This window comes from Streptomyces sp. NPDC006385 (genome assembly GCF_040612485.1).
Classification (GTDB): Bacteria; Actinomycetota; Actinomycetes; order Streptomycetales; family Streptomycetaceae; genus Streptomyces.
The window spans coordinates 1-22,092 of the sequence record NZ_JBEXQG010000033.1 but is presented as its reverse complement, the minus strand read 5'-3'; the positions used below and the strand labels follow the sequence as shown (position 1 = coordinate 22,092).

The window sequence follows — 22,092 nt, the reverse complement described above, 5'->3', positions numbered from 1 at the left end:
ACCAGCTCAGCAGCAGTGGCTGACCAGGAGGCAAGCAGTGAACAGGGATCGGTCCGAGTACAACGGCGGGAGCCCTTCCTCGGACGGGGACGATCACGAGGTGGATCTGACCGGCGAGTTCGAAATCGTCTACACACCTCCCGCCTGGTACGCCCAAGGCACGCAGGGTGGCTCCGCGTCCGGCGCACAGCAGGACGCCGGGCAGTCGTCACCACCACCGCCGACCGGACCACCCGTCGGTACGCCCACGGGGCCCCCGGGCGGTCCCTCGGCGCAGGGACCCGCACAGCCGTCGCAGCCCGCACAGCCGCAGCCCGCGCAGCCGACTCCACCCCAGGGCACGGCCCCGGGTGGCTACGGCTTCCCGCAGCAGCAGTCCGCCCCGGGCACCGCCCCCGCGGCGGCGCCCGGTGGCTACGGCTACCCCCAGCAGCAGCCGGGCCAGGACACGTCGGGTGGCTTCGCCGCGCCCCAGCCGGGCCATGACACGTCCGGCGGTTTCGGCGCGCCACAGCAGCACACGCCCGCGCAGCCGCCCGCCGCCGCAGCTCAGCAGCACGCCCCTGCCCAACCGCCCGCCGCCGCGCCCGGCTTCCCTGTGCTGCGCCCGGTCGACGAGGACGCCCAGGCCGGCGCCGCCGCCCCCGCCCCGGCTCCCACCGCGACCCCGGCGGCGGGTGTCCCGGCGGCGCCCGCGTCCGAACAGCCCGCCCCCGCCCAGCCGGTGGCGGAGCAGTCGGAGGCGGCCGAGCTCAACCATGCAGCCGCCGACGCCGAGGCGGCGCGGCTGTTCGGTGGCGACGACGACGATGAGCCGGACGAGCAGCGGAACGACGAGGCGGAGTCGGCTGACGCCGCCGCGTCCGTGACCGGTGCCGAGGGCGAGGGGCCGGCGCCGGTCCAGTCCGACGGCTCCTCCACGCAGGCCGATTCCGAGGCAGCCCCGGCGACGGCGGAGCCGCAGCCCCAGCCCGCGCAGCCACCCGCCCAGGGGGTACCGCAGCCGCCCCCGGCTCCGGCCCAGCAGCCGCAGGCACAGCCGCAGCCCACCGCACAGGCCCCCGCGGCCCCCCAGGCCAACCAGGCGCTGCCCCCGCTGCCCCAGGGCTTCGTGCCGGCGGACCCCGCCCAGGGAGCGCCGCCGCAGGCGGGCCAGCCTGGCCAGCCGGACCCGCAAGCGGCAGCAGCAGCAGCCCAGGCCGCCGCCGCACAGGCCGGCGCATACGGCTACCCCCAGCAGCCGGGCCAGCCAGACCCGCAAGCCGCGGCAGCAGCCGCGCAGGCCGCCGCCGCACAGGCCGCCGGATACGGCTACCCGCAGCAGGCACAGCCGGGCCACCCGGCCCCGCCGCAGGGCTCGTTCGGCCCGGCCCAGCCCGGCTACCCGACGCCGCAGGGCGGACAGCCCGCACCGGTCGACCCCCGCCAGGCGTCCCAGCCGGGGCAGCCCCAGCCTCAGCCGCAGGCCGCCGGTTACGGCTACCCGCAGCAGGCGCAGCAGCCGGCACAGCCCGGTTACGGCTACCCGCCCCAGCACATGCCCCAGCAGCCGGGCTACGGCTACCCCCAGCCCGCCCAGCCCGCCCCGCCGCAGCAGCCCGCGGCGCCCCAGCAGCAGCCCCAGGCCGCCCAGCCCGAGCACCAGCAGGCGCCGCAGCAGCAGCCCCCGCACAACCCCGCCCAGAACCCGGCTGTCCCGCCCGCCGCCTACGGCAACCAGGGCGCCCAGGGCAACCAGGGCTGGAGCGCCCCGCCCGGCCCCCAGGCCGGCCCCGGCGCTCCCCAACAGCAGCAAGCCGCGCCCGGCACCCCGCTCGGTTACAACGCCGCCGTGGAGCTCTCCTCCGACCGGCTGCTGCGCAACCAGCCCAAGGCCCGCAAGAACAACCAGGGTCCGTCCCGCTTCAAGCTCGGCGCCAAGAAGGAGCAGGCGGAGCGGGAGCGGAAGCTGGGGCTGATCCGTACGCCGGTGATGTCCTGCTACCGGATCGCGGTGATCAGCCTCAAGGGCGGCGTCGGCAAGACCACGACGACCATGGCGCTCGGCGCCACGCTCGCCTCCGAGCGCCAGGACAAGATCCTCGCGATCGACGCGAACCCCGACGCCGGTACCCTCGGCCGACGGGTGCGGCGTGAGACGGGCGCCACCATCCGTGACCTGGTGCAGGCGATCCCGCAGCTGCACAGCTACATGGACATCCGCCGCTTCACCTCGCAGGCGCCCTCCGGTCTGGAGATCATCGCCAACGACGTGGACCCGGCGGTCTCCACCACCTTCAACGACGACGACTACCGCAGCGCGCTCGACGTGCTGGGCCGGCAGTACCCGATCATCCTCACGGACTCGGGCACCGGTCTGCTCTACAGCGCGATGCGCGGAGTGCTGGACCTCGCCCACCAGTTGATCATCATCTCCACCCCGTCGGTGGACGGCGCGAGCAGCGCCTCGACCACGCTCGACTGGCTGTCGGCGAACGGCTTCGCCGACCTCGTCCAGCGGTCGGTCACGGTGATCTCCGGTGTCCGCGAGACGGGCAAGATGATCAAGGTGGAGGACATCGTCGCGCACTTCGAGACCCGCTGCCGCGGTGTCGTCGTGATCCCGTTCGACGAGCACCTCGCGGCGGGCGCCGAGGTGGACCTCGACATGATGCGTCCCAAGACGCGCGAGGCCTACTTCGATCTCGCCGCCCTCATCGCCGAGGACATCGCCCGCACCCAGCAGGGCTTCGGCAACCCGAACATGCAGTACCAGCAGCACCCCCAGCAGGGGTACCCGCAGCAGCAGCCCCAGCAGCCCTACGCCCAGCCGGGCGGCGCCCCCCAGCCGGGGCAGGCGTGGCAGCAGGCTCCGCAGCAGCCCGCGCCGGACCAGGGCTGGCAGCAGCAGGCGCCGCCGCCCCAGGACCCGCAGCAGGGCGTCGTACCGCCCGGCTGGACGCAGCAGTAGCGGTGAACGACGAAGGGCGGCCGGTGCCCCGCAGGCACCGGCCGCCCTTCGGCGTCGTGGGTACGAGTCGGCGTCGTGGGTACGAGCTACTCGGCCGCGGCGATCAGCTCCCGGCAGCGCTTCACGTCCTCGGCCATCTGCTCCAGCAGGGCTTCGAGCGACTCGAACTTCGCCTGGCCGCGCACGAAGGCGAGGAAGTCGACGGCGACGTGCAGGCCGTACAGGTCCAGGCCCACCCGGTCGATCGCGTACGCCTCCACCGTGCGCTCGGTGCCGTCGAACTGCGGGTTCGTGCCGACGGAGATGGCGGCCGGCATCGCCTCGCCCTGGGCGTGCAGCCAGCCGGCGTAGACGCCGTCGGCGGGGACGGCGGTGTGGGGCAGCGTCTCGACGTTGGCGGTCGGGAAGCCGAGTTCGCGGCCGCGCTGGGCGCCGCGTACGACGACGCCCTCCACGCGATGCGGGCGGCCCAGGATCTCGGCGGCGCCGGTGACGTCGCCCTCGGCGACCAGGCGCCGGGTCAGGGTGGAGGAGAACGGCTCGCCGCCGCCCGCCTCGCCGGTCACGTACAGGTCGACGACCTCGACCTCGAAGTCGTAGACCTTGCCCTGTTCGGCGAGGAACTCGACGTTGCCCGCGGCGCGGTGTCCGAAGCGGAAGTTGGGGCCCTCGACGACGGCCTTGGCGTGCAGCTTGTCGACCAGGACCTTGACGACGAACTCGGCCGGCGACAGCTTCGAGAACTCGGTCGTGAAGGGCAGGATCAGCACCGCGTCCACGCCCAGTTCGCCCATCAGTTCGGCACGGCGGTGGTGCGGGGCGAGCAGGGGCGGGTGGCTGCCGGGGCGGACGACCTCGCTGGGGTGCGGGTCGAAGGTGACGACGACCGAGGGGACCCCCAGCTCGCGGGCGCGTTCCACGGCATGCCGGATGATGAGCTGGTGCCCGCGGTGGACGCCGTCGTAGGAGCCGATGGTGACGACGCTGCGTCCCCAGTCCTCGGGGATGTCCTCCAAGCCACGCCAGCGCTGCACTGTGCTTGCTCCTTGTCGCAAACTCGTCGAACCGGTGTCCGTCTTTTGCCTCACACGCTCTTACGCAGGTCTAAGGGTGCCATGCCGGGCGCCCCGGGCCCGCATCGGCATGGGGGCTGTGACCGGGTGCACGTACGGACCCGCAGGTCATACCGGAACTCGTACGCCGGCCAGGTTCTCGATCATGCGGCGCGTGCTGGGGCCGACCACGGCCGTCCAGTCCTGGGGGCTTTCGGTCAGCCAGCCGGCGACCCGCCCGGCGAAGCCGGGAACGCGGCGGCCCAGGTCGACCAGGCACCGGTCGAAGCGGGCCGCGCCGTCCGGGGTGCGGACGAGGAGCAGGCCGATGTGCTGGACGAGGTCGCGCATGTCGTCGTCCGCCGGCCGCTCGCCGCCTTGCCGCACGGCGGCGTTCAGCAGGGCGTCCAGGACGGCCGGGGCGTGTTCGTGGGCGAGCAGGAAGTCGAGGAGTTCGCGGCGCAGGGGGCGCGAGTCGGGGGCGCCCGGGGCGGCGAGGACGGTGGCGAGGGCGGCCCGCACTTGTTCCGTGCCGCCGTCCAGCAGGCCGGTGACCAGCGGGAACAGCACCGCACGGGCGGTGGGTCCATGGTCGAGGCGCCGGTCGACGTACGCGGCCACGTCCGCCGCGGTCTCGGGGTGACGCCCCACCGCCTCCCGGACCAGGGCGGCGACCCGCCGAGCGAGGTCCGGCGTGGTGACGTCGGCGAGGGTGCGCAACGCCGGACCGGCGTCCGGTCGCCTCAGACGCGCCCGGAACGCTTCGAGGACCGGTTCGGGGTGCGTGGCCAGGGCGGCGACCAGGGCACTGGGCGGGAACTGCGGGTCCGCGGCCGCGAAGATCGCCAGCGCCTGCGGCAGGTGACGGGCGCGGGTGCGCGGGTCCCGGACGAGGAGGGCGAGCGCGCCGCTGTGCAGGCAGCGGTCGGCGGGACGGTCGAGCAGGGCCTGGGCGGCGTAGCGGAGCAGTTCGCGGTCGGCTTCGGTGTGGACGTGGGGCGCGGCGCGCAGCCCGTACGCCACCGCCGCGACGCGCCGCGCGGGCCGTTCGTCGTGCGCCCAGCGGTCGACGGCCCGGCAGATGGCGGACGGCTCCTCCTCGGCCAGTACGGCGAGGAGTTCGTCGGCCTTGCGGTGCGCGCTGTCCACGAGCGTCTCGGTGAGGTCGTCGAGGGCGCGGTGCCGGTGGGTGTAGAGCAGCGCCTGGGCCGCGCGGGCGACGGTCGCGTGGGGGGTGGCGGGCAGGGGCCGGTCGTCGTCGAACCAGCGGGTGAGGTGGGGTTGGACGGCGGTGGGGGTGGTGGCGAGGAGGTGGGCCGCGGCGTCGAGGTAGCGGTCGGGGTGGGAGGGGGGTGCGGTGGATTCGGGCGAGGCCAGGGCGGTGCCGGCGTAACTGCCTGTGGTGTACGGGCAGTTCCCGGTCGGCAGGGTGGTGGCCGAGCCGCTGTCGGTCGGGACGGTGCCGGCCTCGTGCGGAGGTCCGTCGGCGCGGACGAGGTCGCGCAGGAGGTCGAAGCGGTCGGTGTCGGGGAGCCGCAGGGCGGTCCAGAAGCCGGGGCCGAATTCCGGGAGGGCGGGGCGTTCCCGCTGCCGCCGGGCCACGATGTGCTCGACGAGCAGGCGCAGGACGTCCAGGTACGGCGTCGCGTCGGGGACGCGTACCAGGGTCTCGGAGAGCAGGCGGGCGGCCCACCAGGAGTGCCCGTCGGCGTCGAGGGCGTACGTCAACTCCTCCAGTCGGGCGGCGAGTTGGCCGGTGCCGTGCTGGCGGGCCAGCAGGAGCAGGGCCTGCACGACGGGGCCGATGCGGTGGTGGGGTACGGGCAGGGGGTGCGGGGTGGCGGGATGGCTGCGGCGGCGGTGGACCAGGGCCTGGAGGGCCTCGTCCAGGTCGAGGTGCATGCCCTGGATCCAGTCGGCGAGTTCCTCGTGGGCGAAGCGGTAGCCGTTGCCGGCGGGGACGAGGAGGCCCTCGGTGAGGACGGCGGACGCCCAGCCGGTGCCGCCGCCGAGCCGCGCGGGGGCGGGGCCCCAGGGGAACACGGCCTCGAACGACGCCCGGTCCAGCTCGCCCTGTCCCGGTCCGAGGCTGCGGCGGGCGGCCTCGTGGACCTGGCCGGAGACCTTGGCGGCGAGGCGGCGTACGGCGGTGCCGCGCAGGCCGTTCTCGGCGGCGAGGCGTACGGCGACGCGCAGGCACATGAGGTCGAGGTGGGCGGAGAGGACGTCGTCGCGGTCGAGCCGCTGGGGAGCCGGCGTGCCCGGGCTCGCTGGCTGTGCGGCGAGGGCGGCACGCACCTCGGAGAGGAGGCGCAGGGTGAGAGGGTGCCGGGCGTCGGGGTCGGCGAGGGCGCCGTCCGGGATGCCGTACCGGGCACGCGCCTGTCGCGCCTCGTCGGGGCTGAGGTCGCCGAGCCGTACGCAGGGCGGGAACGGCCGGACGGTCTCGCGCCCCGCGTGCTCGGCGGCCCCGTACAGCGACTCCTGCGCGAACTCCGCCCCCGCGCCCTCCCAGAACTCCGCGCCGCACGCCACGACCAGCCGCGCCCCCGTCTCCCGCAGCCACCGCGCCGTGCCCTCCGTCCAGTCGGCGAGGCGGTGGGCGAGGAGCGGCGGCATCTCCTCGGGGCCGTCCAGGAGGAGCAGGAGGGGGCGGCCGGCGGCGTGGGCGAGGTGGGCCAGGCGTTCCGGGGAGGTGTCGCCCAGGGCGGTGGGGTCGCAGGACATCGACGCGGCCACGATGCGGGCCGCTCGGGCCAGGGCCCGCCGAGCGGCGTCGGCCACCGAGGTGTCGTCGTCCTTCAGGTCGGCGCCGCGCAGCCACAGCGTGGGAGCCGGTTGCGGACCGCGGTTGCGGCGCGCGGCCAGGGCGGCGAGTTCCGTCGTACGGCCACTGCCCGTGGGCCCGACCAGGCCCAGGACCGCGGCCGGGCTCTCCAGGAAGGTGTCGAACTCCCGGGCCACCGCGGCCCGTTCGACCGGAGCCACGGCCCCCGCTCCCCCGCTGTCCGCCCGGTCCGCCCAGCCCGCGGGCGCCCCCTGCGGACCGTCCTGGCCCACCGACGTGGCCGTCAGTTCCAGTACGCCCGCCAGGTTCAGGTCGGCGCCGTACCCCGGCACCGTCGCCGCGTTCTCGGCGAGCAGCCCGGCCAGCGGCCCGTCGGGGAGCGGCCGCAGCGGCACGGCGAACCCGGCGTCGCGGTCGCCGGACCGCAGGGCCGTGCCGAGCACACCGACGACCGCGCCGGTCCCGGCGTCGAGCACCGGTCCCCCGGCCGCCCCTCCGCCCGGCCGCAAGGCGTCCCGGCCGGCCGTGCCGATCGCCAACTCCAGGGCGTCGTCGAGCAGTCGGGGCCCACTGGTCGCCGTGTACGTCACGGACACCGGGCCCAGCACCCGCGCCTCGCGCCAGCCACCGGCCGCGATCCGGACGTACGCACCGGTCTCGACCCGGTCCCGCACGGTCACCGGCAGCGGATCCACGCCCAGGCCCTCGGTGCGTACGAGGGCCAGGTCCAGCTCGGGCAGCGGGGTCACCGCACACGCGGACACCGCACAGCCACGGCCCTCCTCGACGGCGCACAGGACCAGACGGGACTGGCCGTCGACGACCTCGTGGCTGGTGAGGACCGTGCCGTGGTGATCGACCACGAAGCCGAGACCCCGGGGCCGCCCGCCGAGGTCGTGGATCCGGACCAGGGCCCTGTCCCGCGACGGCTCCCCCGCGCCGCATGCCGAGCCCCGCGAGTCCTGCGAGTCCTGCGCGGCATACGCGTCCCGCGCTCCGCAGGCGTCGCGCGCGCCCTCCGTCTCATAGGGTTCCCGCGGGCCCCGTCCCGCCATCGTCGAACCTCCACGCCGTACGTCCATACGCCCCACACCCCCGCGCCCTGCCGTCGACGGTAGGGCGGAGATGATCAGTGGGACAGATCGCGCGGCGAACGCGCCCCCTTCCGCTCCCTCGGTTCACTCCGAGCGCCCGCACGGACGGGTGAACAGGCGGGGGTCGCTGGATACACCCTAGGGGTGGGGGAACCGAGGGGGACCGCGGAGCGGCGGGCAGTGAACAACCCCGTGACCGTCGCTCCGCGGGCAGGCACCCGTATGAGACGCCGGGTGGCCCGGCGTCTCAGCCGAACACCGCCAGGCTCTTGGCCTTGCCCTTGTGGTGCTCCACGAGCGCCAGGAAGCGGCCCTCGGGGGCGAAGACGGCGACGGGACCGGCACCGGCGTACTCGTCGGGCATGTCGAGGCGGACGCCGTTCGTCAGCAGCCGGGCACGTCTGGCGTCCACGTCCCAGCGCGGGAACGCGGCCGCGGCGGCCTCGGCGATCGGCATCACCGCCAGCTCCTGCTGGAGCTGGTCCAGCGTCCTGGCGGAGTCGATCCGGTACGGGCCGACGCGGGTGCGGCGCAGCGCCGTGAGGTGGCCGCCGACGCCCAGCCCGGCACCGAGGTCGCGGGCCAGGGCGCGGATGTACGTGCCGGAGGAGCAGACCACCGACACGACCAGGTCGAGGACCGGGGTGCCGTCGGCGGCGACCGCGTCCCGGACGTCGTACACCGTGAAGGAGGAGACGGTGACCGGCCGCGCCGGAATCTCGAAGTCCTCGCCCTCGCGTGCCCGCTTGTAGGAGCGCACACCGTCGATCTTGATGGCGCTGACCTTGGACGGCACCTGCATGATGTCGCCGGTCAGCTTGGCGATGCCGGCGTCGACGGCGTCGCGGGTGACCTTCGAGGCGTCGACCGACCCCGTGATCTCGCCCTCGGCGTCGTCGGTGAGCGTGGTCTGGCCGAGGCGGATGGTGCCGAGGTACTCCTTCTCGGTCAGGGCCAGATGGCCGAGGAGCTTGGTGGCCTTCTCGACGCCGAGGACGAGCACGCCCGTCGCCATGGGGTCGAGGGTGCCGGCGTGCCCGACGCGGCGGGTGCGCGCGATGCCGCGCATCTTGGCGACCACGTCGTGCGAAGTGAAGCCCGACGGCTTGTCGACGATGACAAGGCCGTCGGGCGTCCGGTTGTGCTGGGTCATTCGGCGGTGTCGTCCTCGTCCTCGCCCGGCTTCTTGTACGGGTCCGCCTCACCGGCGTAGGTGGCGCCGGCCGAGACCTCGCGCACCTTCTCGTCGGACTGGCGGGCCTTGTCGAGGAGGTCCTCGATGGTCCGGGCGGTGTCGGGCAGCGCGTCGGCCACGAAGGTCAGCGTCGGCGTGAACTTCACGCCCGCCGCCGCACCGACCGCGGAGCGGAGCACGCCCTTGGCGCTCTCCAGTCCGGCGGCCGCGGCCGCCCGCTCCTCGTCGTCCCCGTACACGGTGTAGAAGACGGTCGCCTCCCGCAGGTCACCCGTGACCCTGGTGTCCGTGATGGTGACGTGCGAGCCGAGCCGCGGGTCCTTGATCCCGCGCTGCAGCTTCTGGGCCACCACCTCTCGGATGAGGTCCGCCAGCCTTTTAGCCCGCGCGTTGTCGGCCACTGGTCCGTCTCCCGTTCTTTCTTCTTCTACGTTCTCTGGCTCGGGTCATCAGTCGTCGTCACCGTGGAAACGCCGCCGTACCGACAGCAGTTCCACTTCCGGACGGCCGGCGACCAGCCGTTCGCACCGGTCCAGTACGTCGCTGAGGTGACCGGCGTCGCCGGACACCATGGCGATGCCGATCTCGGCTCGCCGGTAGAGGTCCATGTGGTCCACCTCGGCCGCGCTCACCGCGTACTTCCGCTGGAGCTCGGCGACGATCGGGCGGACGACGGAGCGCTTCTCCTTCAGCGACCGTACGTCGCCGAGGAGGAGGTCGAAGGACAGCGTCCCCACGTACATGTGTGTAACCGGTTCACCCGCCGGTACGGGATCGATGGCCCTGCCGTCCATGGGGCAGGGACATCAGAACCGTACAACGAAGAGGCCAAGAGGATCGACGGGTATTACGCTCCGTAGACCCTCGCGCCCGCCTTCGGTGCCGGTCGGCAAACGGCGCGCTGGCCGACAGGACCGAAGTCCCGCCGGCCAGCACGAACCGTCGGCTTTACGCCCGCGGCTTCTCCCGCATCTCGTACGTCGCGATGACGTCGTCGACCTTGATGTCGTTGAAGTTGCCGAGGTTGATACCGCCCTCGAACCCTTCGCGGATCTCGGTGACGTCGTCCTTGAAGCGACGCAGACCCTCGATGTTGAGGTTCTCCGCGACCACCTTGCCGTCGCGGATGAGGCGTGCCTTGGTGTTCCGCTTGACCTCGCCGGAGCGGATGAGAACACCCGCGATGTTGCCCAGCTTGGACGACTTGAAGACCTCGCGGATCTCCGCCGTACCGAGCTCGACCTCTTCGTACTCCGGCTTGAGCATGCCCTTGAGGGCCGCCTCGATCTCCTCGATCGCCTGGTAGATGACCGAGTAGTACCGGACGTCCACGCCCTCGCGCTCCGCCATCTGCTGCGCACGACCGGCTGCCCGGACGTTGAAGCCGATGACGATGGCGTCGGAGCCCATGGCCAGGTCGATGTCGGACTCCGTGACCGCACCGACGCCGCGGTGCAGGACGCGGATGTCGACCTCTTCGCCGACGTCCAGCTGCAGGAGGGAGGACTCCAGAGCCTCGACCGATCCGGACGCGTCGCCCTTGATGATCAGGTTCAGCTGCTGGACCTCGCCGGCCTTCAGCACCTTGTCCAGGTCCTCCAGCGACACGCGGCGCGTGCGCTTGGCGAAGGCCGCGTTGCGCTCGCGAGCGGCACGCTTCTCCGCGATCTGGCGGGCCGTACGGTCCTCCTCGACCACGAGGAAGTTGTCGCCCGCGCCCGGGACGTTGGTGAGGCCCAGGACCTGCACCGGCGTCGACGGACCGGCCTCGGCGACGTTGTTGCCGTTGTCGTCGAGCATGGCGCGCACACGACCGTAGGCGTCGCCCACGACCATCGTGTCGCCGACCCGCAGGGTGCCTCGCTGGACGAGGACCGTCGCCACGGCACCGCGGCCGCGGTCGAGACGGGACTCGATCGAGATGCCCTGCGCGTCCTGGTTCGGGTTGGCCCGCAGGTCGAGCGAGGCGTCGGCGGTGAGGATCACGGCCTCCAGCAGGGAGTCGATGTGCAGACCCTGCTTGGCGGAGATGTCGACGAACATGGTGTCGCCGCCGTACTCCTCGGCCACCAGCCCGTACTCGGTGAGCTGACCGCGCACCTTGGTCGGGTCGGCGCCCTCGACGTCGATCTTGTTGACCGCGACGACGATCGGGACGTCGGCCGCCTTGGCGTGGTTGAGCGCCTCGACCGTCTGCGGCATGACGCCGTCGTTGGCCGCGACGACCAGGATCGCGATGTCGGTCGACTTCGCACCACGGGCACGCATGGCGGTGAACGCCTCGTGACCCGGGGTGTCGATGAAGGTGATCTTGCGCTCTTCGTCGTTGACCTCGGTCGCGACCTGGTAGGCACCGATGTGCTGGGTGATGCCGCCGGCCTCGCCCGCGATGACGTTCGTCTTGCGGATGGCGTCGAGCAGTCGGGTCTTACCGTGGTCGACGTGACCCATGACGGTGACGACCGGCGGACGGACCACCAGGTCCTCCTCGTCGCCCTCGTCCTCGCCGAACTCGATGTCGAAGGACTCGAGCAGCTCGCGGTCCTCCTCCTCGGGGCTGACGATCTGAACCGTGTAGTTCATCTCGTCGGCGAGGAGCTGCAGCGTCTCGTCGGAGACGGACTGCGTGGCCGTGACCATCTCGCCGAGGTTCATCATGACCGCGACGAGCGACGCCGGGTTGGCGTTGATCTTCTCCGCGAAGTCGGTGAGCGACGCACCGCGCGACAGGCGAATGGACTCGCCGTTGCCGCGAGGCAGCATCACGCCGCCGACCGACGGGGCCTGCATGGCCTCGTACTCCTGGCGCCTCTGCCGCTTCGACTTGCGGCCGCGACGCGCGGGACCACCGGGACGACCGAAGGCACCCTGCGTGCCACCACGGCCACCGGGGCCGCCGGGACGACCACCGAAGCCGGGACGGCCACCGCCGCCACCGCCGGGACCACCAGGACGGCCGGCGAAACCGCCGCCACCGCCACCGGGACCGCCGGGACGACCGGCGAAGCCGCCACCGCCGCCACCACCGGGACGACCGGCGAAGCCGCCGCCGCCACCCGGGCGACCGCCGCCGCCACCGGGACGACCGCCGCCACCGGGACCGCGGCCACCGGGGCCACCGCCGCCGGGACGCGGGCCGGCGGCAGGACGCTGCGGCATCATGCCGGGGTTCGGACGGGGGCCGCCGGGGCCACCGCCGGGACGCGGGCCGCCGCCCTGCGGACGGGGCATGCCGCCCGGCGTGGGACGCGCGCCGCCCGGAGCCTGCGGACGAGGACCGCCCGCCGCGCCCTGGGGACGGGGACCGCCGCCCTGGCCCTGCGGACGCGGGGCGCCACCGGGGGCACCGGGGCCGCCCGGACGCGGGGCACCGCCCGGACGGGGCGCCTGCGGGCGCGCCATGCCGGTGGAGCCACCAGAGGTGAAGGGGTTGTTGCCCGGACGGGGACCGGCCGGACGGGCACCGGGACGCGGGGCGCCGCCACCCGGACGCGGAGCGCCGGAACGGTCGCCACGGTCACCACGGCCCTGGCCGCCCTGGCCGGGACCACCCGGACGCGGAGCGCCGGGACGCGGCGCCTGGCCGGCCGGACGCGGGGCGCCCGGACGCGGGCCGGAGCCCTGGGAGGCGGCCGGCGCGGCGGGAGCCGACGGGGGTGCCGTGAACTCGGGCGTGGTCGGAGCCGGGGACGCCGGGGCGGGCCGCGGCGCGGGCTTCGGGCCCGGAGTGGGACGGGGGCCGGGAGCGGCCGGCGCGGCGGGAGCCGCGGGCTTCTCGGCGGCCGGCTTGGGGGCCGGCGGGCGCGGGGCGGCCGGACGGGCGGCCTGCGCCGGAGAGGGGGCTGCCGGCTTCGCCGGGGCAGCCTTGCGTGCGGGGGCGGACTTGCCGCCTCCGTTGCCCTGCTGGAGGGCGTCCGTCAGCTTGCGGACAACGGGCGCTTCGATGGTCGAAGACGCCGAACGGACGAATTCACCGAGTTCTTGGAGCTTGGCCATGACGACCTTGCTCTCCACCCCGAACTCCTTGGCGAGTTCGTATACCCGGACCTTAGCCACTTCGCTCCTTTTAGGTCCGGGTTGCGGCCGGACCGTCGCTACTTCATGGGCGTACTCATCGCGTACTCATCGAGTGCTCATCGCAATCTCGACCTACTTCCGACTCGCGAGGTACCAGGGCCGCACGGGGTTCCGCGCGACGCTTCTTACGGTGTTGCCTGCTCAGCAACTGTTGTCTGCTCGACGTATCGGCGCAACGCCTTTGTGTCGAGCGCTCCCGGGGCGCGCAACGCCCGCGTGAACGCCCGGCGGCGGACCGCCTGGTCGAGACAGACCAGTGCGGGGTGTACGTACGCACCCCGGCCGGGCAGCGTACCGCGAGGATCAGGGACGCATTCGTCCTTGATCGCCACGATGCGCAGCAGATCAGTCTTGGCCGCTCGCTCCCGGCACCCCACACAGGTGCGTTCAGGGCATGCGCGGACGCGTGTCCGGCCAGACACTCCTAAGTCTACCTCCCCGTACCGACCTCACCCCTTTGGGGGAGGATTCGAACAGTTGCCGGGCGATAACCTGACGTGATCTAAGCGACCTACGGCTTGGATCTATTCCCCGGTCTGCTCGGTGTCCGGCCGGATGTCGATCCGCCAGCCGGTGAGCCGGGCCGCGAGCCGGGCGTTCTGGCCTTCCTTGCCGATCGCCAGCGACAGCTGGTAGTCGGGCACCGTCACGCGCGCGGAGCGGGCCGCCATGTCCACGACCTCCACCTTGGAGACGCGGGCCGGAGAGAGCGCGTTCGCCACCATCTCGGCCGGGTCGTCCGACCAGTCGACGATGTCGATCTTCTCACCGTTCAGCTCGCCCATGACATTGCGCACCCGGCCGCCCATGGGGCCGATGCAGGCGCCCTTGGCGTTCAGGCCGCTGCGGGTGGACCGGACGGCGATCTTGGTGCGGTGACCGGCCTCACGGGCGATGGCGGCGATCTCGACGGATCCGTCGGCGATCTCCGGCACCTCCAGGGCGAACAGCTTCTTCACCAGGTTCGGGTGCGTGCGCGACAGGGTGACGGACGGGCCGCGGACGCCCTTCGCCACTCGGACGACGTACGACCGCAGCCGCATCCCGTGCGGGTACGTCTCGCCCGGGACCTGCTCCTGCACCGGCAGGATGGCCTCCAGCTTGCCGATGTCCACGAGGACGTTCTTCGGGTCGCGGCCCTGCTGGACCACACCGGTGACGATGTCGCCCTCGCGACCGGCGTACTCGCCGAGCGTCGCGTCGTCCTCGGCGTCGCGCAGCCGCTGCAGGATGACCTGCTTGGCGGTGGTGGCGGCGATACGGCCGAAGCCGGACGGGGTGTCGTCGAACTCGCGGGCCTCCTGGCCCTCCTCCAGATCCTCGGGATCCTCCTTCGCCCACACGGTCACATGGCCGGTCTCCCGGTTCAGCTCCACGCGCGCGTGGCGGCGGCTTCCCTCGGTGCGGTGGTAGGCGATGAGGAGGGCCGACTCGATCGCCTCGACCAGCAGGTCGAAGGAGATCTCCTTCTCCCGTACCAAGCCCCGCAGGGCACTCATGTCGATGTCCACGGCTACGCCTCCTCTTCCTTCTCGTCCTTGCTGTCCTTGCTGTCCTTGCGGCTGAACTCGACCTGCACGCGGGCCTTGGCGATGTCCGGGAAGTCGAGTCTGCGGCTCGTGGCCTTACGGCCCTTCACGCCGGGGACTTCGAGGTCGAGTCCGTCGTCGTCGACCTTCAGGATCCTGGCCACCAGCTCGCCGCCCTCGGCCAGTTGGAACTTCACCAGCCGGTCGACGGCACGTACGTAGTGCCGGTGCTCCGTGAGGGGGCGCTCCGCGCCCGGGGTGCCGACCTCGAGGGTGTACTCGCCCTCGCCCATCGCGTCCGTCTCGTCGAGCTTCGCCGAGAGCACACGGCTCACATCGGCGATCCGGTCCAGGTCCGCTCCGGTGTCGGAGTCGACGACGACGCGCAGCACACGCTTGCGTCCGACGGAGTCCACTGCGATCTCTTCGAGGTCCAGGCCCTGGGAGCTGACGAGCGGTTCCAGTAGTTCTCGCAGCCTCTCGCTCTGGGTGGTGCTCATCCGGGTGACTCCTCGGCCGCGTGTGCTGTTGTGGGATGGGTCGCGTGTCTGGTCAAAGGGTATCGGGTCGCGAGGTGTGTTGCCGTCCACCTGCGTACGGGCGGTGCCGCTGAGTGGTGCCGTCCGGTTGCGCGGGTACGGTGATCACGGGCCTGCGGCCCGCTGATCCCGTCGCTGCCTCCGTAGCCGCTTTCGTACGAGTTCTCCGAGGACGTCTGCCGTGCCGTACCCTCCGCCGTCGCGCATCCCCTCGGGGCCGCGCAGAAGAACCCTGCTCGCCACGGCCGCCGGGGCCGCCCTGCTGGTGGGCTGCTCCTCCGGGTCCGGGGACTCGGACGGCGGCACGACCGGCGGCAGTCCGTCGCTCACCGAGCGGGCACGCGCGCGTGCGGCCCGGGACAGCGAGGGGCTGGTCGGGCGGTACGACGCCGTGCTCGCCGCCCATCCGGTGCTGGCGGAGCTGCTGGGACCCCTGCGGGCGGCTGCCGTACGGCATGTGGAGGCGTTCGGCGGGGGAACGCCAGGGCCTTCCGGAACCCCCGGACCGGACGAAGGCGCCGCCACGCCGTCGCAGACGCCGGGCGCCGGGAAGGCGGCGTCGCCGTCGGCCGGAGCGTCCGCCCCCGTGCCCGCGGACGAGAAGGACGCGCTGGCCGAACTCGCCGCGGCCGAGCGTGCGCTGGCGGACCGGCGGGCCGAGGCGCTTCTCGGCGTGCCGGGCGAGCTGGCCCGGTTGCTGGCCTCCGTGGCGGCGGCCGGGGCGGCGCACGCGTACCTGCTGACGGAGGGGACCAAGTGAGCGAGGCGAAGAAGCGGCGGCTGACGGCCCTCCAGGCGGCGCTCGCCGCCGAGCACGCGGCCGTGTACGGGTACGGCGTCGTCGGCGGCCGGATCCGCGAGGAGCGGCGCTCGGAGGCACGCGCGGCGTATGACGCGCACCGGGCGCGGCGGGACGCGCTGGCGCGCGAGGTGCGCGATCTGGGCGCCGATCCGGTCGCCGCGAGCGCCGCGTACGCGCTGCCGTTCCCGGTGCCGGACTCGGCCGCGGCCGTCCGGCTCGCCGCCGAACTGGAGGACCGGGTGGCCGGGGTGTACTCCGACCTGGTGCGGGCAGCCGAGGGTGAGCTGCGGAGTACGGCCGCCGAGGCGCTGCGGGAGGCGGCGGTGCGGGCGGTGCGCTGGCGGGGCGAGAGCGTAGCCTTCCCTGGGCTCGCCGAGCGGGCGGGCGCCCCGTCGGCAGCGGCGGCGCCCACGGGGTGACGCGGCCGGAGAACACGTACGGGCAGTACGGGAAGGGAACGACTCGCGCATGGCTTTCGAACCGCCGCAGCGTCTGGTCAGGGCGCTCGGTGAGACGGCACCGGACGGTGACGACTGGTTGGGGAAGCTGCCGGAGGCGGCCCACCAGGCCGTCGCGCTGCGCGAGTTGACCGTGGAGCGGGTGCAGATGCCGGGCGGTCGCAGCAGCCTGGTGATGCTGGTGCGGCGCACGGACGGCACCCCGGCCGTGCTCAAGCTGGCGCCGCCCCGCGCCCGGCCCGAGAGCGAGCGGGCCGCGCTCGCGCACTGGGGCGGTCTGGGCGCCGTTCAACTGCTGGAACCCTTCGTGACCGAGGGCGTGCTGCTGCTGGAGCGGCTGCATCCGGATGTGTCGGTGCGGTCGCTGCCGGAGGCGAAGGCGCTGCTGGAGGCGGCGGGGACGCTGCGGCGGCTGTGGGTCGGGCCACCGGCCGGGCATGGCTTCGAGACGGTTGCCGAGCGCACCGGGCGGCAGGCCGAGGCGATGCGGGCGACCGCGTCGGCTCATGCCGAGGTGGCTCCGCTGGTGGACGCCGCCCTCGCCGCGCGCGAGGAGTTGCTGGCCGCACCACCCGAGCACCGGCTGCTGCACGGCACCTTCCGGCAGAGCAAGGTGCTCGCCGGGGAGCGGATGCCGTGGCTCGCGGTGGGGCCGGACCCGGTGGTCGGTGAGTGCGCGTTCGACCTGGCGCGGCTGGTGCGGGACCGGGTGGAGGACCTGATCGCCTCGCCGTCGGGGGCCGCGACGACACGGCGGCGGGTGAAGCGGCTCGCGGAGTCGCTGGACGTCGATCAGGAGCGGTTGCGGGGGTGGACGCTGTTCCGGGCGGTGGAGTCGGGCGTACGGGCGCGTCGCGTGGGCCGCGCGCAGGACGCGGAGCTGCTGCTGGAGTTCGCGAGCTGGCTGTAGGCGGCGCTCGCATGAGCACGCGCACTCAGACGGCTGAGTGACCGCGCCCAGGCCCGAGGGGCTCGCGGCCGGACGGACTCCTGCGGTGAGAGCGACCGGACGGCCGGACGCCGAGGAGCGGCACCGGCTGGCGACCTCCGCTGCGGCCCGGCAGCAGCGGGCACAGGCCGAGGAAGCCATCCGCCGCTGGGCGACTGGGGCGGTCTGACCGGCGGAGGCCCGGACACCGGCGGGGTGGGAGGGCTGCGGTACGCGCTGGATCAGCTGGATTACCAGCGGGTCGAGGGCTGACGGCCGACGGGCTGCGCCTGCCCGGGCCCGAGCTGAACGATCCGTCGTTCACCGTGCAGGGTGACGACCCGTGGGACCTGGTGGAGCCCGCCGGAACGACGGTGGCCGCGGCGCGCGCACGCCACGGCACCGTCTTCTCGGTCCGAGGTCAGGCCGTGAGGCGGGCGATCGCCTCGTCGACCGTCAGTTCCTCGCGCTCCCCCGTCCTGCGGTCCTTGAGCTCGACGACACCCTCGGCCGCGCGCCGCCCGGCCACCAGGATCTGGGGGACGCCGATCAGCTCGGAGTCGGTGAACTTCACGCCCGGCGAGACGCCCGCGCGGTCGTCGCACAGGACGCGCAGGCCGGTCGCGGCCAGCTTCTCGGCGACGTCCAGGGCGAGTTCGGTCTGCAGGGCCTTGCCGGCGGCGACCACGTGCACGTCGGCCGGGGCGACCTCGGCGGGCCAGCACAGGCCCTTGTCGTCGGCGGTCTGCTCGGCGAGGGCGGCGACGGCGCGGGAGACGCCGATGCCGTAGGAGCCCATGGTGACGCGGACCGGCTTGCCGTTCTGGCCGAGGACGTCGAGCTTGAGGGCGTCGGCGTACTTGCGGCCGAGCTGGAAGATGTGGCCGATCTCGATGGCGCGGTCGAGCTTGAGGCCGGTGCCGCACTTCGGGCACGGGTCGCCCTCCTGGACGACCACGACGTCGACGTACTCGTCGACCTCGAAGTCACGGCCCGCGACGACGTTCCTGGCGTGCGTGTGCTCCTTGTTGGCGCCCGTGATCCAGGCGGTGCCGGGGGCCACGCGCGGGTCGGCGAGGTACTTGACCTTCTCGCCGAGGCCCTGCGGACCGACGTAGCCGCGGACCAGGTCCCGGCGCTCCGCGAAGTCGGCCTCCGTGACCATCTCGACGACGGCCGGGGCGAAGTGCGCCTCCACCTTGTCCATGTCGACCTCGCGGTCGCCGGGGACGCCGACGGCCACGATCTCGCCGTCGACCTTGACGAGGAGGTTCTTCAGGGTGGCCGAGGCCGGGACGCCGAGGGAGGCGGCCAGGGTCTCGATGGTCGGGGTGTCGGGGGTGGGGATCTCCTCGGCGGCGGGGACGTCGGCGGCGTCGACCGGCTTCAGCTCGTACGAGATCGCCTCGGTGTTGGCGGCGAAGTCGCAGTTCGGGCAGTCCGCGAAGGTGTCCTCGCCGGCGCCGGCCGGGGCGAGGAACTCCTCCGACTTGGAGCCGCCCATCGCGCCGGCGGTCGCGGCGCAGATGCGGTAGTCGAGGCCGAGGCGCTCGAAGACGCGCTGGTAGGCCTGGCGGTGCAGGGCGTAGGAGCGGGCCAGGCCCTCGTCGTCCAGGTCGAAGGAGTAGGAGTCCTTCATCAGGAACTCGCGGCCGCGCAGGATGCCGGCCCGCGGGCGGGCCTCGTCGCGGTACTTGTGCTGGATCTGGTAGAGGATGACCGGCATGTCCTTGTAGGAGGACGCCTGGTCCTTCACCAGCAGGGTGAAGATCTCCTCGTGGGTCGGGCCGAGCAGGTAGTCGCCGCCCTTGCGGTCCTTGAGGCGGAACAGCTCCTGGCCGTACTCGTCCCAGCGGCCGGTGGCGTCGTACGGCTCACGCGGCAGCAGCGCGGGGAGCAGCACCTCCTGGGCGCCGATGGCGTCCATCTCCTCGCGGACGATGCGCTCGACGTTGGCGAGGACCCGCTTGCCCAGGGGCAGCCAGGACCAGATGCCGGCCGCGGTGCGGCGGACGTAGCCGGCGCGGACGAGCAGCTTGTGACTGAGGACCTCGGCGTCCGCCGGGTCGTCGCGCAACGTCTTCGCCATCAACTGGGACATGCGCTGGACCGGTGCGTTCGCCATGGTTCTTCGACTCCTGCTGCGTAAGGGTTGTGGCAGGAGGTTAGCCGGGCCGTACGGGCCGGTGGAAATCGGTCAGCGGCGGCGGAGGGGAAGCGGGGCTCCCATGACGGCGTACGGCTTCGGGGCGCTGGGGAAGAGGACCTGGCGGGCGAGGTCCTGGTAGCCGAGGGAGCGGTAGAGGCCGCGGGCGGGGCTCTCGATGTCGATCGCCGAGAGGATCGAGCGGGGTTCGGTGGCGCTGTCGGTGATGGTGGTGATCAGGGAGCGGCCGATGCCGCGGTTCTGGTAGCGGGGGTGGACGTGGAGTTCGGTGATGACGAAGGAGTCGTCGAGCCAGTCGTCGTGTCCCTGGGCCCGGAGGTAGGGCTCCACGATGGTGGACCACCAGTGGGTGCGGTCGTTGGGCATGCCGTAGACGAATGCGACGAGGCGCTCCGCGAGGGTGGCGCCGAGGGCGCGGGCGCCGGGGTACGTCATGTGGCGCAGGACGATCTGGCGGCGTACGGCCACCTCGTCGGGGCCGAGGCCGAAGGCGACGGCTTGGACTGCGAGGGCCTCGTCGACGCGGGCTGAGAGGTCCAGGGGGGCGATCACGAGGTCGTCGGGTCGGCGGCGGTGTCCGTGACCGGGAAGGCGCATGTGGGGAGCGTACAGGGGACTACAGGTTGTGGTTCGGCTGCGGGCGGCGGGGGTTGTCGCGCGGTTCCCCGCGCCCCTGCGGACGTTGCCCGGGCGCCTCTCAGAAGGGAACGCCCTCAGAACAGGACGCTCATGAAGGCGCCGACCTCCTGGAAGCCCACCCTGGTGTATGTGCGCCTCGCCGCCGTGTTGAAGTCGTTGACGTACAGGCTCGCCACCGGGGCCACGTCCGCCAGGGCGTAGCGCAGTACCGCTGCCATTCCGGGGGCCGCCAGGCCCCGACCGCGATACTCGGGCGCCACCCACACGCCCTGGATCTGGCAGGCTCGGTCGGTCGCGGCGCCGATCTCCGCCTTGAAGACGACCTTGCCGTTCTGGTCGAGGCGGGCGAAGGAGCGGCCGGCGCCGACGAGTTCGGCGACCCGGGCCTGGTAGAGGAGCCCGCCGTCGCCGGCCAGCGGTGATACGCCGACCTCCTCGGTGAACATCGCCACGCACGCCGGCATGATCGTGTCCATCTCGTCCTTGCGGATGCGGCGGACGTACGGATCCGGGGTGATGTCTGCCGGCATGCGGTCGGTGACCATGAGGGGCTGGTGGGTGCGGACCTCACGGGCCGGGCCCCAGCCGGGTTCCAGCAGGCGCCACAGCTGGGCGGTGGACTCGGCGGGGCCGACGATGGAGGAGCAGCGGCGGCCCGCGCGCCGGGCCCGGTCGGCGAAGGCCCGTACCGCTCGCGGAGTCGCGCAGATCGGGACGAGGTTGGCGCCCGCGTAGCACAGGGACGTCAGCATGCCGCCCTCGTACCAGCCCCACATCTCGCCGCCGAGGCGCCACGGGTCGAGGCCGGCGACCTGGACTCGGGACGTCACGAAGGCGTTCGCGACCGGCTCACGGTCGAGGACGGCGAGCGCGGCGTCCAGGTCACTCGGTTCGAGCACCCGTGAAGTGGTCTGGGTCAACACGTGCGGGGGCCCTCCGGGGGAGCTGCTGGTCTCCGCACTGTACCTGCGGAAGCTGAGGCATGCCGCTCTGCCTTGGTGCCGCTTGCTCGGAGGTGGCCGTCGGCTGCGCCCCTTCGGGCGCTGCGGTCAGCCGGCCACCGACACCGACGGCTCACCCGATGCGACGCCGTCCGCCTCCATCTGCTCGGCCAGCTTCATGGCCTCGTCGATGAGGGTCTCGACGATCTTGGACTCGGGTACGGTCTTGATGACCTCGCCCTTGACGAAGATCTGTCCCTTGCCGTTGCCGGAGGCGACGCCGAGGTCGGCCTCGCGGGCCTCGCCGGGGCCGTTCACCACGCAGCCCATGACGGCTACGCGGAGGGGGACCTCCATGCCGGTCAGGCCCGCCGTGACCTCCTCGGCCAGCTTGTAGACGTCGACCTGGGCGCGGCCGCAGGACGGGCAGGAGACGATCTCCAGGCCGCGCTGCTTGAGGTTCAGGGACTCCAGGATCTGGATGCCGACCTTCACTTCCTCGGCGGGGGGCGCGCTCAGCGAGACGCGGATGGTGTCGCCGATGCCCTGGGAGAGCAGGGCGCCGAAGGCCACGGCCGACTTGATGGTGCCCTGGAACGCCGGGCCGGCCTCCGTCACGCCGAGGTGGAGCGGGTAGTCGCACTGGGCGGCGAGCTGCTTGTACGCCTCGATCATGATGACCGGGTCGTTGTGCTTGACCGAGATCTTGATGTCCCGGAAGTCGTGCTCCTCGAACAGCGACGCCTCCCACAGCGCCGACTCCACCAGGGCCTCCGGGGTCGCCTTGCCGTACTTCTGGAGCAGGCGCCTGTCCAGCGAACCCGCGTTGACGCCGATGCGGATCGGCGTGCCGTGCTCCTTGGCGGCGCGCGCGATCTCCTTGACCTTGTCGTCGAACTGCTTGATGTTGCCGGGGTTCACGCGGACCGCCGC

Annotated in this window: 18 protein-coding genes; 5 read left to right on the top strand and 13 right to left on the bottom strand. The window is 73.1% G+C overall.

Annotated features, from left to right (window positions below; genetic code table 11):
• Positions 1-37: 37 nt before the first annotated feature.
• Entirely contained in the window at positions 38-2,950 is a 2,913-nt protein-coding gene (locus tag ABZ078_RS24090) for an SCO5717 family growth-regulating ATPase (RefSeq protein WP_356578270.1), read from the top strand.
• An 86-nt stretch (positions 2,951-3,036) separates the two neighbouring features.
• On the opposite strand, the gene ABZ078_RS24085 is transcribed toward ABZ078_RS24090, so the two are convergent.
• The 9 genes from ABZ078_RS24085 to rimP form a co-directional block, all read right to left on the bottom strand.
• Complete coding sequence (locus tag ABZ078_RS24085) at positions 3,037-3,984, bottom strand: bifunctional riboflavin kinase/FAD synthetase (RefSeq protein WP_356578268.1); 948 nt, start codon at positions 3,982-3,984, stop codon at positions 3,037-3,039.
• Positions 3,985-4,131: 147 nt separating this feature from the next.
• Entirely contained in the window at positions 4,132-7,845 is a 3,714-nt protein-coding gene (locus ABZ078_RS24080) for a trypsin-like peptidase domain-containing protein (protein ID WP_356578266.1), read from the bottom strand.
• 286 nt (positions 7,846-8,131) lie between these two features.
• Positions 8,132-9,037: a tRNA pseudouridine(55) synthase TruB gene (gene truB, locus ABZ078_RS24075; protein WP_356578264.1), complete on the bottom strand. Its 906-nt coding sequence runs from the start codon at positions 9,035-9,037 to the stop codon at positions 8,132-8,134.
• Positions 9,034-9,480: a 30S ribosome-binding factor RbfA gene (gene rbfA / locus ABZ078_RS24070; RefSeq protein ID WP_099931662.1), complete on the bottom strand. Its 447-nt coding sequence runs from the start codon at positions 9,478-9,480 to the stop codon at positions 9,034-9,036. The genes truB and rbfA overlap by 4 nt, the downstream gene beginning before the upstream one ends.
• A gap of 48 nt (positions 9,481-9,528) precedes the next feature.
• Positions 9,529-9,822, bottom strand: a complete 294-nt coding sequence (locus ABZ078_RS24065) for a DUF503 domain-containing protein (protein WP_062156521.1) — start codon at positions 9,820-9,822, stop codon at positions 9,529-9,531.
• 205 nt (positions 9,823-10,027) lie between these two features.
• A complete protein-coding gene (infB, locus tag ABZ078_RS24060; protein ID WP_356578261.1) occupies positions 10,028-13,135 on the bottom strand; it encodes a translation initiation factor IF-2 in 3,108 nt (1,035 codons plus the stop codon).
• A gap of 146 nt (positions 13,136-13,281) precedes the next feature.
• Positions 13,282-13,578, bottom strand: coding sequence for a YlxR family protein (locus tag ABZ078_RS24055; protein WP_078504008.1), 297 nt, complete (start codon positions 13,576-13,578; stop codon positions 13,282-13,284).
• 102 nt (positions 13,579-13,680) lie between these two features.
• Positions 13,681-14,667, bottom strand: a complete 987-nt coding sequence (gene nusA, locus ABZ078_RS24050; RefSeq protein WP_271666103.1) for a transcription termination factor NusA — start codon at positions 14,665-14,667, stop codon at positions 13,681-13,683.
• 2 nt (positions 14,668-14,669) lie between these two features.
• Positions 14,670-15,185, bottom strand: a complete 516-nt coding sequence (gene rimP / locus ABZ078_RS24045; RefSeq protein ID WP_356578259.1) for a ribosome maturation factor RimP — start codon at positions 15,183-15,185, stop codon at positions 14,670-14,672.
• 220 nt (positions 15,186-15,405) lie between these two features.
• Here rimP and ABZ078_RS24040 point away from each other — a divergent pair, with 220 nt between their 5' ends.
• The 4 genes from ABZ078_RS24040 to ABZ078_RS24025 all read left to right on the top strand — a co-directional run bounded on the left by ABZ078_RS24040 (position 15,406) and on the right by ABZ078_RS24025 (position 17,602).
• Positions 15,406-15,984 (top strand): hypothetical protein, encoded by a 579-nt coding sequence (locus ABZ078_RS24040; protein ID WP_356578257.1) that lies wholly within the window; start codon positions 15,406-15,408, stop codon positions 15,982-15,984.
• A complete protein-coding gene (locus ABZ078_RS24035) occupies positions 15,981-16,445 on the top strand; it encodes a ferritin-like domain-containing protein (protein ID WP_356578256.1) in 465 nt (154 codons plus the stop codon). The genes ABZ078_RS24040 and ABZ078_RS24035 overlap by 4 nt, the downstream gene beginning before the upstream one ends.
• Positions 16,446-16,494: 49 nt before the next feature.
• Positions 16,495-17,394, top strand: a complete 900-nt coding sequence (locus ABZ078_RS24030) for an aminoglycoside phosphotransferase family protein (protein ID WP_356578254.1) — start codon at positions 16,495-16,497, stop codon at positions 17,392-17,394.
• Positions 17,395-17,479: 85 nt separating this feature from the next.
• Complete coding sequence (locus ABZ078_RS24025) at positions 17,480-17,602, top strand: hypothetical protein (RefSeq protein WP_356578252.1); 123 nt, start codon at positions 17,480-17,482, stop codon at positions 17,600-17,602.
• Positions 17,603-17,833: 231 nt separating this feature from the next.
• Here ABZ078_RS24025 and ABZ078_RS24020 read toward each other — a convergent pair whose 3' ends face one another.
• The 4 genes from ABZ078_RS24020 to ispG all read right to left on the bottom strand — a co-directional run.
• Positions 17,834-19,537, bottom strand: coding sequence for a proline--tRNA ligase (locus tag ABZ078_RS24020; protein WP_356578250.1), 1,704 nt, complete (start codon positions 19,535-19,537; stop codon positions 17,834-17,836).
• A gap of 72 nt (positions 19,538-19,609) precedes the next feature.
• Positions 19,610-20,176, bottom strand: a complete 567-nt coding sequence (locus ABZ078_RS24015) for a GNAT family N-acetyltransferase (RefSeq protein ID WP_356578248.1) — start codon at positions 20,174-20,176, stop codon at positions 19,610-19,612.
• Between the two features lie 116 nt (positions 20,177-20,292).
• Positions 20,293-21,141, bottom strand: a complete 849-nt coding sequence (locus ABZ078_RS24010; RefSeq protein ID WP_356578246.1) for a GNAT family N-acetyltransferase — start codon at positions 21,139-21,141, stop codon at positions 20,293-20,295.
• A 126-nt stretch (positions 21,142-21,267) separates the two neighbouring features.
• Positions 21,268-22,092: flavodoxin-dependent (E)-4-hydroxy-3-methylbut-2-enyl-diphosphate synthase (gene ispG / locus ABZ078_RS24005; RefSeq protein ID WP_356578244.1), on the bottom strand; the 825-nt coding region annotated here is incomplete at its 5' end.